Genomic DNA, 12,647 nt, shown 5'->3' with positions numbered 1-12,647 from the left:
GATTGTGACGGAGATACTTGATATCAACGGCGCCTCACATTGAGGGGGCCGCGTGATGTTGAAGACGACAGTCTGCCTTGCCGCCACGCTGTTCTTTGTCCCGATTTTCGCGTGCGCGCCGGCGGTGGCAGCCGACACGCCAATCTCGGAGATACAAGGCGCCGGTCACAAGACCGCGTTCGCGCCCAGCACCCCGGTGACCGTGACTGGCGTCGTGACGGCCGTCGATCCGAAGGGATTCTTCATCCAGAGCGCGGACGCCAATGCTGACGCCGATCCCGCTACATCGGAAGGCATCTATGTTTTTCTCGGCAACAATGAACACGCCCTCGAAGTGCCGCCGCCTGGCACGGAAGTGAGAGTCGAGGGCAGGGTTTTCGAGTTCCGCATGAAATCGCCCTTTCCAGATCCTCGCAAGGTTGTTGCCTGCGGGACAACGGAAGAGGGGTCGGTGCCAAACACGGACGCCGAGCACTTTCTGACTACCACGGAGCTGATCGGGATCACCGCGGTGACGGCTATCGGGCCTGGCGAGCTTCCGGACGCCATTCCGCTGGTGCCGCCAGGCGCAATGACGGGGATCGCCTTCGCCGACGTTCCCAACACGCCTTTCGATCCGGCGGATCACCCGCGCGACTACTTTGAGTCGCTGGAAGGGATGCGCGTCGTGATCAGCGACGCCGTCGTGGTCTCGCGCCGTGAGGGAAAGGTTCTCTATGCCGTCAGCAGAGCGGCTCTGCAGCCCGCGGAACTCACGGCCGGCGGCCTCCCCAAATCCATTCCGGGACACATCTTCCCTGAGGTGGTGAAGGTCCGCCTGTCGTCCGCTCAGACGGAATCCCTTGTCATGGAAGCAGGATTTGGCTTGGGCGATCTCACCGGAATCGTCGGCTATGATGCCGGCGAGATCATCGTGCAACTCGATCACGTGCTGACGCAATCCGACATCACACAGGTGGAACGCCCCGCCGCGGAGGGGCCGGAGGGGGACGGCTTCCGCTTCGCGACGTTCAACGCCGAGAACCTCAGCACGACGACTCCGAACATCAAAGTGAAGCGCATCGCCGAGCAGATCACGGGACCGCTCGGCGCCCCCGACCTGATCGCTCTTCAGGAAATTCAGGACGACGACGGTACGGGCGTTACCGGGATCATCTCGTCACAAGCCACGTTGGGCAAGCTCGTGCAGGCAATCATCGACGCGGGCGGTCCCACCTACCAGGCGATCTGGCTCGACCCGCCGCTGCCCAATGTCGATGGCGGCGCGCCGGGGGGCAATATCCGCAACGCATACCTGCTGCGGTCCGACAGCGGTGCTGTGGTCGGAGAGATCGAGCGCCTGTTCAACACGGGCGATCTGTGCGACGCGGACGCCAACCCCTTCTATCTGACGCGAAAGCCGCTGCTGCTCAATCTGGAGATCGGTGGCAAGCCCTACGTCTTCGTCAACGTGCATCTCAGTTCCAAGGTCGGCGATGTTTCGCTGTATTCGAGCGATGAGGATCCGCAAGCTGGATCGGCCGAGGGGCGCAGGGCCCAGGCTGAAGCGCTCGCGGCGGAACTGGATGCGCGGTACCCAAACAACCCTCCCTCGATCATCGTGCTCGGCGACTTCAACGATCTGCCGTTCGCGGACACTTTGGTGCCGCTCGAAGCTGGTGCCCTCGGCCTTGGCTTTGTGAATGACAGTCGCGGAGAGGCGTTCCGGTACTCATCAAGCCATCAGGGTCTGCGCCAGGCAATCGACCATGTGATGGCCGGCGGGGCGCTTTCATCGGAAGATCTGCAGGTCCACTACATGGACCTCAACATCGATCTGGGCGCGGCCGCAACGAGCGACCACAATCCGGTCCTCGTCGTTCTGGGCGGGAACTAGCAACCGATTTCGCAAATACGTGATTCATATGCCGGGCACCCCGTGTAACCGAAGCTGTATCGACCATTGGTGATTCCGGGTACTAGCCGCGGTCCACTATGTCCTTGCGAATTGCATCAAGCTCGGCCCGCAGGGCCTTTACCTCTTCGTCAAGGCCGGACTTCGAGTAGGCGTGCACTACATCAGTAGCCTCCATCAGCGAGCCCGCAGCGCTGTCCAAGATCGGCTCGAAATCCGGCAACGTCACCTCGCGATAACCTACAACCTCGAAGTCATCGCCGTTGACCTCTAAATGTCTGTCGACTAACGCCCTCACATCGTTGTGCGCGTCGGCGCACAGCATGTTGTAGTAGGACCGGTATACGTTCTCGACGCCAGCCTTTTTGAATTTGTCAAAAATCGTAAGCGGCCCCCGACCGCTTGCTTTCAAAGCCTCCAACTTCTCGCGTTCGCTTTTCATGCGCTTCTCAAATTCCGGAACGTCCTTCAGACCAGCTAGGAACGCATTGTTGTTATCGTGGCCCTCTTTCATCAGCTTCAGCCATTGCTCATGGTATTTCGCGTTCAAATGGCCAACATAGCCTGAGTCGTTGGCTAGGTTCTTGAGGTCGACATATGCTTCTAACATTGATCGGAATATTGCCGAGACGCCGGCCTCTTTCAGCTTCTCAATGAGAAGGATGATGCTGCCCGCCTGTTCAATCATGCTCATGTACAGAGACATGATGAGTCGGTCTTGCTGATCCCGCTTGTCGAACTTCACCGTCGCCAGTAGCCGCATCGACTCATTGTGAAGCTTCTTTAAAAACTCGAAGAGGTTCTCAGTCGGCGCGGTTTTCATCGGCCTAGCACCCGCTTTCGCAATTACCTGATCCACACCCCGGGGACCCAGCGCGCTCGATCCTGTATCAGCGATTTGTGATTCCGGGTACTGGCGGCCAGCCCGGCGGGGCGCTGCCGGTGTGGGGCATCCTGTTGCTGCGCGACGACGTGGCCGTTTCGCGCATCGCTCCTGTCAGCCTGCGAATGGCGCCGGGCTCCTTTAGATTAGTGGAAATCACGCGTCTTGACCCTGATCGCATCGATGTGCAGGTCCGGAATGTAGATGTCCCGGGTCCGCAGGCCACACGGCGGAACCTCGCGCGGGTCTGGGCCGGAGCCGCCATGGCGCGCCTGATCGCCACGGCCATGCGGCAGCGGAAACGCAGCATCACGTTGACCAACGCTGGCCAGTTCGGCCGAGAGGTCAGTCAAGCGCTGCGCGACGAGGTGGACCACCTCGCCCTCGCGCTGGATGCGGCCGCGCACGGCGATCATGCCGGCTGATAGAATGGTGCGGCGGTTGGCCTCGAACACCTTCGGCCAGACGACGAGGTTGGCGATCCCGGTTTCGTCCTCGAGCGTGATGAACATGACGCCCTTGGCGCTTCCGGGCCGTTGCCGCACCAGAATGATGCCAGCGGCCTCCAGCCAGCGTCCGTCGCGAGCCGCCATCGCCTCGGCGCAGGAGACAATGCGCCGACGGTGGAGATCGGCGCGCAGGAAGCTCACCGGATGGTTGCGCAGCGACAGCCCGACGTGACTGTAGTCTTCCACCACTTCGGCGCCTGCCGTCATCGGCCGCAAGGCGACGCTGGGCTCGGCGATCTCCGGGACAATCTCGTTCTCGCGCGCTGCGGCTGCAGCAAAGAGCGGCAGCGGCTCGTCGCGCAGCGCCTTGATCGCCCACAGCGCCTCGCGCCGGGCCAAGCCAAGCGCCGGCCGGAAAGCATCGGCCTCCGCGAGTTGGACGAGGGCTGCCTGGGGCACCCCGGCGCGCCGCCACAGATCATTGATCGACGCGAAAGGCTGATCGGCGCGCGCCGCGACAATGCTCGCCGCATGGACGTTGGCGAGGCCGCGGACCATGAGCAGACCAAGCCGAACGGCGAAGCGGCTATCGTCTTGGGTCGGCTCCAAAGTGCAGTCCCAACGTGAAGCATTAACGCAGGCGGGACGCACCTCGATACCATGGGCAATCGCGTCCCGCACGATCTGCGCCGGGGCGTAAAAGCCCATCGGCTGGCTGTTGAGCAGGGCGCAGCAGAAGACGTCGGGATGCCAGCATTTGAGCCAGGCGCTGGCATAGGCGATCAGCGCGAAGGATGCGGCGTGGCTTTCCGGAAAGCCGTAGCTTCCGAAGCCCTCGAGTTGGCTGAAGGTCTTTTCCGCGAACGGTCGGTCGTAGCCGCGGTCGACCATGCCCTCGATCAGCTTGGTCTTGAAGGCGGAGACGCCTCCCGTGTGCTTGAATGTGGCCATGGATTTGCGCAGCATGTCGGCCTCGCCCGGCGTGAAGCCGGCGCATTCGATGGCAACGCGCATGGCCTGCTCCTGGAAGAGCGGAACGCCGAGCGTTTTGCCCAGGACTCTCTCAAGCTCGGGCTTCGGGTAGTGGACCGGCTCGAGGCCCCCGCGGCGACGGAGATAGGGGTGGACCATGTCGCCCTGGATCGGCCCAGGGCGGACGATCGCGACTTGGACCACGAGATCGTAATAGGTCCGCGGCTTGAGCCGCGGCAGCATTGACATCTGGGCGCGCGATTCGATCTGGAACGTGCCGAGCGTGTCGGCCTTGCGGATCATCGCGTAAGTGCGTGGATCCTCGGCCGGGATGGAGGCGAGATCGAGCGTGATATCCTTGTGCTCGGTCAGCAGATCGAGGCCCTTTTTCATGCAGGTCAGCATGCCGAGGGCGAGGACGTCGACCTTCATGAACTTGAGCGCGTCGATGTCGTCCTTGTCCCACTCAATGACCTGGCGATCGATCATGGCGGCAGGCTCGATGGGAACGAGGTCGTCGAGCCGGTCGTGGGTCAGCACGAAACCACCCGGATGCTGGCTCAGATGGCGCGGGGCGCCCATAAGCTGGCCGGTAAGGTCGAGCGCGAGACGCAGGCGCCGGTCGGAGAGATTGAGATTGAGCTCCGCGAGGTGCCGATCGGCGACGCCCTCCTCGGACCAGCCCCAGACCTGGCCCGACAACGTGCGGATGAGATCTTCCGGCAGGCCGAGGGCCTTGCCGACATCGCGTAGTGCGCCCTTGGTACGATAGCGAATGACCGTCGAGCAGAGCGCCGCGTGATCGCGGCCGTAGGTGTCGAACACCCACTGCATGACGATTTCGCGCCGCTCGTGCTCGAAGTCGACATCGATGTCCGGCGGTTCGCGCCGTTCCTCCGACACAAAGCGTTCGAACAGCAGGTCGTTGCGGCCCGGGTCGATCGAGGTGATGCCGAGCACGAAGCAGACGGCGCTGTTGGCGGCCGACCCGCGACCCTGGCAGAGGATATCGCGCGAGCGGGCGAACCTGACGATGCTGTTGACGGTGAGGAAGTACGGCGCATAGCCGAGTTTTTCGATCAGCCGCAGTTCGTGCTCGAGCGTCGCCCGCACGCTGTCGGGGAGCCCGTCAGGATAGCGTTGAGCAGCGCCTTCCCAGGTGAACTTCTCCAGCGTCTGCTGCGGCGTGAGCGTGGGATCGTCGCGCTCTTCCGGATATTGGTAGGCGAGTTCGTCGAGACTGAAGCGGCAGCGCTCGGCGATCTCGAATGTACGCGCGAGGGCCTCGGGATAGCGGCCGAAGAGCCGATGCATCTCCTCTGGTGGTTTGAGATAGCGGTCGGCGTGGCGCTCACGGCGTTCGCCGAGCTCGTCGATGGTGACATTGTGACGGATGCAGGTGACCACGTCCTGCAGGATGCGCCGGCCGGGCTCGTGGAACAGAACATCGTTCGTCACCACCGTCGGCACCCGCATTTGCGCCGCAAGGTTCGACAATTCGTGAAGCCGCAACTGATCGTTCGGCCGGCGCCGCAGCGTCAGCGCCATATAGGCGCGATCGCCGAAGGCCTCGCGCAGGCGGCGCAGGCGCAGACCGCATTCGTCATCGGCGACGTCCGGGAGGAGCACGGCGATTAGGCCTTCGCCATAGGTCACCAGATCCGCCCATTCGAGATGGCACTTGCCCTTGCCGGCGCGTCCCTTGCCGAGACTGAGAAGTCGGCAGAGCCGGGAATAGGCGGGCCGGTCCGTCGGATAGACGACGACCGACGTGCCATCGGCGAGGTCGAGGCGGCAGCCTACGACGAGGCGCACGCCGGTGGTTTTGGCGGCTTCATGAGCGCGGACGATGCCGGCGAGGCTGTTGCGGTCGACGACGGCGAGCGCCTCGATGCCGAGCAGCGCTGCCTGCGCAAAAAGCTCCTCGGGAGAGGATGCGCCGCGCAGGAAGCTGAAATGCGAGGTGACCTGCAATTCGGCATAGCGTGGGCTTGTCACCCGAAGACCCCGTGGATGAACCAGCGCTGCGAGCCGGTGGTTTCGTCCTCCCCGTTACCGGCACGATAGAGCCAATAGCGTTCGCCTGCTTCGTCCTCGACCCGGAAGTAATCCCTGATGGCTGCCAACTCCGCATCGCGTTTCCACCATTCTCCGAAGACCCGCTCCGGCCCATCGGCACGCCGGACGCGGCGGCGTACGCCGCGCCAGGTGAAGGAGACCGGCGGATGGTCCGGCAGCAAGGCGATGGTCTCGACCAGCTCGGGGGTCAGCAGCAGCCGTGCCGGTCGCGGCCAGGCATCGGGCCAACTCGCGCCGGTCTGGGGGGCGAGCGCCGGCACACGGCTGACCGACCGCTCCGGAACGTCGCTGGCGACCGGCGCGGCCCGATAGAGGGCGCGATCACCGACGCGGTTGGCGAGGGTATCGATGAGATCAGAGATATCGGGCTCTGCCACTTCAATGAGGGAGGTCGCCATCTGCCGGGGCTCCAGCGGTTCGGCAACGGAGGCGCAGAGCGTCAGGGTGTCGATGCCGAAGCCAGGATCGATTGTCTCGATCTTGTCGCAGAGCAGACGAGTGAGGCGCTTCGCATCGCGCACGGGCTTGGCCATGCCGATGCGGATGGCTTGGGCGCGGCTGTCGACGCGCTGACAGATGAGGTCGAGGCGCCGCGCGCCTTGGCCGTTCTGCTCGAGGTCCGTGCACAGCGCTTCGACCAGTTTGCCGATATAGCGGGCGATGGTCTCAGCCGCGGAGATCGGTTCGGCGAAAGAGCGGCGCACCTCGGAGAGCTCGGCCGGTCGAAGTGGCTCGATCGGTTCTGCTGCGCGGCCGAGCGCTTGATCGAGACGCCGGCCGAGCTCGGGGCCGAAACGCAGTGTCAGGGGCGCGCGCGGCTGCGCGATGAGTTCACCGATCCGCTCGAAACCGAGGACGCGCAACGCCGCCGGCATACCGGGCGGGAGCCGTAGCGCCTCTATCGGCAGTGCCGAAATCACCGATGGGCCATGACCGGGCGCGGCGATCATCATCGAGCCGGGGGCGAAGCGGGCAAGCGCGTGCGCCGCACCCCAGGTATCGGCGACGGCCGCGCGTGCGGCGACGCCCGACATGGCGAGTCGGCTGACGAGGCCATCGAGCATGGCGGCCTCGCCGCCATGGAGGTGATCGGTCCCGGTCGTGTCGATGACGATGCCGTCTTGGGGATCTGCGGTGACGATGGGGGCCACGCGCTGCAGGATCCAGAGCGCCAGCCGCTCCAGCGCCTCGGCGTCGCCCAATGGATCGGCGTCGCGAATCTGGAGGCCGGCCGCGAGCGCCTGAGCCTTCGCCGCGGGCATGCCGACGTGCGCGCCAAGTGCCGCGGCCGCCGGATCGGCAGCCGTCACGATCCGTCTGCTCCCGTCCCGGCCGACGACCACCAGCGGCGCATCAGCGCGCGGCGGTGCGTCGCCAGTCATCCGCCGCAGACGGTCGGTGGACCAGTTCGGCAGGTACAGCGAGACGACCCTTTTCATCACAGGCTTCCAATTCGAAATCAGCGCTTTCGCCGGCTCGGGCGCGGATCAGTTCGACCAGCCAGCGGGCGCGGCCAACGCCGGGGACCGGCAAGGGGGTGGACGGCAGCACCGACACCCGCCAGCGCGTGGCGGCGGCGGTGGGCTGCCCGAAGTCAGTGGCGTCGGTCTGGCGCCGCCAGCGGCGAAGCGCGAGACCGATGGTTCCGCTCCCTTCCGCTGCAAGCATGAGGCGGCGAGAGGCGTTCATGGAGAGTCGGGCAACTTCGCCGACCACGGCGCCGAGGCCGCCATGCCGCAGCCCTTCCTCCATGCACGCCAAGACACTGGCCTGGTCACCGGCCTGCAGATAGATCACCCGGTCGGGCGGTAGTCCGGCCTGTGCGACGGCAGGCGCGAAAATGTCGGGCTGCGTGATGCACCACAGCACGCGGCCCTTGGTGCGGGCTGCGATGCCTGCGGCGAACAGGGCCGCGGCGGCGCCGTCGATGACGCCGTTGCCACCGCCAGCGATCTCATGCAGCGCGCCGCGTGCCAGCCCTCTTCCTGGTAGGCGTGAGTCGACCTCGGCCACCCCGAAGGGCAGCACCGACTGCACGCGCCGGCGAGGGCCTTCGATCTTCTCGATCTGCACGCGCAAGGCGTCGATGGCGGGCTGAGGCCGCACGGGATGGATGGACCTCCGCTTGTGGGTCTTGCATCATGTTCGCTATTTGTTCTAGCTTTTCGCTCAAAGAGTCAAGAAGACTACGCAGCCGACACGGTAAAGGACCTGAGGTGGAACGCTAGAATCCAACGCTTCGCGTTTCGCGCCTGTCTGGATTGAGCCGACGCAACATGCGCCGGGCAACATTCGGCGAAACGCGCTGGTGTATGGTCATCAGATCGTCACGGTGGCAATGCCGAAGGCGCAGGCCGCTTCCACAGGGACATGGCCAGTGACCTTTCGGCCAATCTTGGGACAGCATCCGCAAGTGATAGAGAAGGCTTTTTCGCCCATTCGCGATTCCCAGTGCATCTGCGTAAGCCTCCTCGAGCCCTGGTGTGCCGTGCGCCCGCTCGCCGAACGGCCATTTCCCGGTCTTTTCGAACCAGAACTGGCCAAGAAAATACTCATTGAGCGGGCCGTTGAGAAAGTTGCCGACGGAGTGGTCATTCGCCGTGATCAGCCAGTGTTCCCAGACCGTAACGCAGCAATCGCCATCGGGATTGATATGTCGCTCCGCCTCACGCGGGATTCTGCCGCCGACCTCAAAGACCTTGGGTTCTTGACGCGGATAGAGCTCGGACAACTCAATCCTGATATTGAAGTCGGCGAGGGGCCCGCCGGGGGCCGCGACGACATCCTTCTCAAATATGAGATAGTCGCCCTCGACTTGAATTTTCGGACCGTCAGCCGAAGCGCGCAACTTCGGTTGGTCGAAAGCGATCGCAGCCTTGACCTCCTCCAGCGTCAGCAACTTGATCGATTTGCCTAAGACTTGGCCCAAGGCTTCGACTGCGGCCCGTCGCGGTTGATCTGTTCGACGGCGCGCTCGGCGCGCCCCATGTCACCGCTATCCGAAATATCCCGCGCGATGGCCGGCGTGGCCAGAGCGACCGCCGCCACGGGGAGTATTGCCGCAAGGGTGCTATCGACCAGCTTCGCGCCGAGATGCTCCCGGAGCACTTCAGGAACTTTGTCGAACGTGCTCACTCGCAGATAGAATGCGAAATCCTGCCGGGCCTGGTCGACCCAGCGGCGGAAGTTATCACGCTTCTTGGGTTCCTCCGCCCATTTGTCGGCAAAGTTCTCGGCCGGATTGACCGGGTTGGCCACCCACGCGACACCACCGCGATCTTCGATATAGCGATCCATCCCGGTCAGGATGCTTTGCAGCGCGGCCGAGATAGTCGGCTCCTCGTTGTAGGCATGGGCAGCGAGCGTCGTAATGATGATCGAAATGGGCTTGTGCTCGCAGTCGTCCGCAAACATGCAGTCGCGGTGCCGTTTCAGAAGCTGGATTGAGCGCTGCAGCGGCGTTTTGACTTTGTAGTCGGGGATGTCCTCGACGCTGGCAGTGATCCGCTCACGCTGCGCGAAAGCGCGCTTCGCCTCCGTCAGGCGCACGCGCATGCGGCTACGGAACCACGCCGCATAACCGAGCGGGTTGCTCTGCGGCCAGTCTTCGGTCTGCTGGTTGTAGTGCGGGAGGGTATTGTCCGTAATGGCAATCGCCTGGCCGGTCAAAGCAGTGTCGTAAGCCAGCGAGCGATAGCCATGTTCAAGCAGCTTGGTCTTATAGCGCTGGGCATCAGGAAGCGCGGGCACGATATCCATGTGGAATTGCGCGCCGGCAGCGTAGTTGAGGGTCCAGCAGCGGCGCCGCTCGTCCGGTTTGGCCATGCCGTGCGCCTTGGCGTAGAGCGCGACTTCATAGCCGACCGCTTCCTTCAGGCCCTTCTGCGTGAACTCGGCCTTCGACGCGTTGAGCCGGCACCCGAGATCGACATCATATTCCTCCGCGTCGGTCAGCGGCCGCGTAACCGTACCGAGAAGGAAGGAACCCTGCGGCGAGATCGCTGGGTCGTAGTCGGCGAGCGTTGACTCCGGGCGGTCGAGCCAGTTGCCGATTGCCTCGTAGCGGTTCTTTGCCTCTTCGAACTTCGACGGCGGGATGTCGAGGGCATCCGCCATCGCCTCCAGGATATCGTCGTGCGATTTCGCGAGCCGCTTGTCGTGCATGGTCATGGCATCACCTGCAGTGAGGGACGAATTCGTCAGCGGGCGCGCCGAAGAATTGCGGTTGGAGGATCGCCTTCTGGATACGCGCCTCTGCGAAGGCGCGGTCTTTCAGGCTGCGGATGCGACTGGTGTCGTCGAGGGAGTAGAAGCCGTCAGGCACCGGCTGGGAGACGCGATAGATGGCGCGTCGCTCGTGCGGGTCGCCTGTGAGAATATGGGCGATGCCTAGCGAGCCGTGTGACTGCCCGGCCATGAACAGACTGGCGAGTTGAGGGGCGAGCCTGGCCGCGCCATAGGCCTCGCGGACGACCTTGATGTCCTCGAGGCAGCCGATGCTGAGAACCCTGATATCGTCGGCAGGCCAGCCAAGCGTCGCTATCGCCTCAACGACGGCGATGCCGGTCGGGTTGTTGGCCCACAGGCCACCATCGACCAACCCGACATCATTCGCGGTGACGTGCTGCGCGAAATATGTCGGCGCAGCTGCCGTTGCCATCGCCGCGTCGATCGCGAGCTCCTTGTAGTCTGTCCTCAGGCGAGGATGATGGGCCGTCTTGAAGATGTAGACGCCTTGCGTCTGGGGATGCCATGCAGGGATTACCAGGCGCGTCCGCGCCTCGCCAAGCTTGCGGTCGCCCAGCACGCCCTGAAGCGCATCACGGAGCGGCTGCGCGCTGTATTTAGGTCCCCAGAATAGCCAGCGTCCCTTGCGCACATGCCGGCCGAGCCAGCCCGCGACGCCGCCGCGCGTCTGCGCGAAGATCGCCGGCCCCTTATCTTCATAGAGCTTGAGGATGTCGGCGGCGCGCATGCCGAGCGCCAGCCCGATGGCGATGATGCCTCCGGTAGAGGTTCCGGAGATCAGGTCGAAATAGTGGCCGATCGGCTGATCGAGCTCTTGTTCCAGGTTGGCGAGGAACGCCGCCGGGAAGGTGCCCCGGATGCCGCCGCCATCTATGGTAAGGATGCGCTTCACGGTGTTTGCCCCCGCTCGCCGCAGCTAATGCTTCCGATCCCGGGGCGGATTCGGATCGTTGCCGGGCGGCACCGTGTCGGAATCGCGCCAGCGGCCGTCGCGCCCCTGGATGCGAACCTCTCCGCCGCCGAGATTGCGGACCGTCTGCTTCGCAGCCTGCTCGGCTTCGCGCTGCGTGTGATGGACGCTGCTCGCCCGATCCGCGCCCGGCGCCTTAACCGCCCAGCCCTTGGGATGTTTGGTAACGTACCTATCCGCCATTCTGGCCTCCCGCCGTTGACTCACTGTCAGGATGCGTATATGAACTACACGTACTTGTTTGTCAAGTCAGTATAGTTTATAATCGCATACCGAGGATCGCTGAGTGCGCTGGGGTGTTGAGCAAAGGCTTGAATTTATTGAGTTCCGCCTGTTCTGGGAGGGCTCGATCAATCGTGCCGACATCAAGGAATGCTTCGGAGTATCGATTCCACAGGCGTCCAAGGACCTGACGCTCTACCAGGAACGGGCACCCGGAAATATGGACTACGATACGCGTTCGAAGCGCTATGTCGCGGCTGAAAAGTTCGTCCTGCGCTTCCTCGATCCCGATCCCTACACCTACCTTGCGCAGCTCCGCGCTGTCGCCGAAGGCACCGTGCCGGCCCATGATTCCTGGATCGCCACGCTTCCGAGTGCCGACGTCGCCCTGACGCCCAAGCGCGACATCGACATCGAGGTCTTGCGCAGGATCCTTGACGCGGTGCGCGAGGGCGCCTCCGTGGACATATTCTATCAGTCGATGAACCGATCCCGCCCCGATCCGATATGGCGCAGGATCACGCCGCACGCTTTCGGCTATGACGGGTTCCGCTGGCACGCCCGGGCCTATTGCCATCTCCAGGACAGGTTCAAGGATTTCCTCCTGCCGCGTATTCTCGAGGTCGGCGACAAGGGCAGGCCCGGCGCGACTGGCGAGCAGGACTGGCTCTGGAACAACTATTTCGATGTCGTCGTCGGTCCGCATCCCGATCTGACCGAGAGCCAGAAGAAAGTCGTCGCCAAGGATTACGGCTTCGATCACGGTAACGGCATCCTCCCGGTCCGCTACGCGATGCTTTTCTATGTGCTGAAACGACTTGGGCTGCTCGGCGATGCCGCAAAACAGAATCCGCGCACGCAGCATATCGTTGCGATAAATCGCAAGGAAACCGAGGCTGCTTTAGAAAAGACTGAGCTTCAGCTATGACA

At 63.6% G+C, this 12,647-nt stretch carries 10 protein-coding genes; 2 read left to right on the top strand and 8 right to left on the bottom strand.

From position 1 onward, the window contains the following. Positions 1–55: 55 nt before the first annotated feature. The gene (locus PV773_RS05920; protein ID WP_347965461.1) at positions 56–1,876 is read left to right on the top strand and encodes an endonuclease/exonuclease/phosphatase family protein; all 1,821 of its coding nucleotides are present in this window, start codon (positions 56–58) and stop codon (positions 1,874–1,876) included. 82 nt (positions 1,877–1,958) lie between these two features. On the opposite strand, the gene PV773_RS05915 is transcribed toward PV773_RS05920, so the two are convergent. The 8 genes from PV773_RS05915 to PV773_RS05880 form a co-directional block, all read right to left on the bottom strand. Further along, positions 1,959–2,717, bottom strand: a complete 759-nt coding sequence (locus PV773_RS05915; protein WP_347965460.1) for a DUF5677 domain-containing protein — start codon at positions 2,715–2,717, stop codon at positions 1,959–1,961. A 206-nt stretch (positions 2,718–2,923) separates the two neighbouring features. After that, on the bottom strand, positions 2,924–6,196 hold the full coding sequence (locus PV773_RS05910) for an error-prone DNA polymerase (RefSeq protein WP_347965459.1): 3,273 nt from the start codon (positions 6,194–6,196) through the stop codon (positions 2,924–2,926). Beyond that, positions 6,193–7,716 (bottom strand): DNA polymerase Y family protein, encoded by a 1,524-nt coding sequence (locus tag PV773_RS05905; RefSeq protein WP_347965458.1) that lies wholly within the window; start codon positions 7,714–7,716, stop codon positions 6,193–6,195. The genes PV773_RS05910 and PV773_RS05905 overlap by 4 nt, the downstream gene beginning before the upstream one ends. Next, on the bottom strand, positions 7,631–8,383 hold the full coding sequence (locus tag PV773_RS05900; RefSeq protein ID WP_347965457.1) for a damage-inducible protein: 753 nt from the start codon (positions 8,381–8,383) through the stop codon (positions 7,631–7,633). Before PV773_RS05900 ends, PV773_RS05905 begins: the two co-directional genes overlap by 86 nt. Before the next feature lie 118 nt (positions 8,384–8,501). Continuing rightward, positions 8,502–9,176 (bottom strand): SEC-C domain-containing protein, encoded by a 675-nt coding sequence (locus tag PV773_RS05895; protein ID WP_347965456.1) that lies wholly within the window; start codon positions 9,174–9,176, stop codon positions 8,502–8,504. A gap of 14 nt (positions 9,177–9,190) precedes the next feature. Then, positions 9,191–10,447: a nucleotidyltransferase gene (locus tag PV773_RS05890; RefSeq protein WP_347965455.1), complete on the bottom strand. Its 1,257-nt coding sequence runs from the start codon at positions 10,445–10,447 to the stop codon at positions 9,191–9,193. A 4-nt stretch (positions 10,448–10,451) separates the two neighbouring features. Then, positions 10,452–11,417 (bottom strand): CBASS cGAMP-activated phospholipase, encoded by a 966-nt coding sequence (locus PV773_RS05885; protein WP_347965454.1) that lies wholly within the window; start codon positions 11,415–11,417, stop codon positions 10,452–10,454. A gap of 24 nt (positions 11,418–11,441) precedes the next feature. Next, the gene (locus PV773_RS05880) at positions 11,442–11,678 is read right to left on the bottom strand and encodes a DUF2188 domain-containing protein (protein WP_347965453.1); all 237 of its coding nucleotides are present in this window, start codon (positions 11,676–11,678) and stop codon (positions 11,442–11,444) included. 103 nt (positions 11,679–11,781) lie between these two features. Here PV773_RS05880 and PV773_RS05875 point away from each other — a divergent pair, with 103 nt between their 5' ends. Further along, a complete protein-coding gene (locus PV773_RS05875) occupies positions 11,782–12,645 on the top strand; it encodes a WYL domain-containing protein (RefSeq protein WP_135861101.1) in 864 nt (287 codons plus the stop codon). The last annotated feature ends 2 nt before the right edge of the window (positions 12,646–12,647 follow it).

Origin of the sequence: Mesorhizobium sp. CC13 (assembly GCF_039907765.1) — a bacterium.
Taxonomy (GTDB): domain Bacteria; phylum Pseudomonadota; class Alphaproteobacteria; order Rhizobiales; family Rhizobiaceae; genus Aminobacter.
Note: the sequence above shows the minus strand (reverse complement) of the source record. Positions and strands in the feature narration are given on the sequence as shown.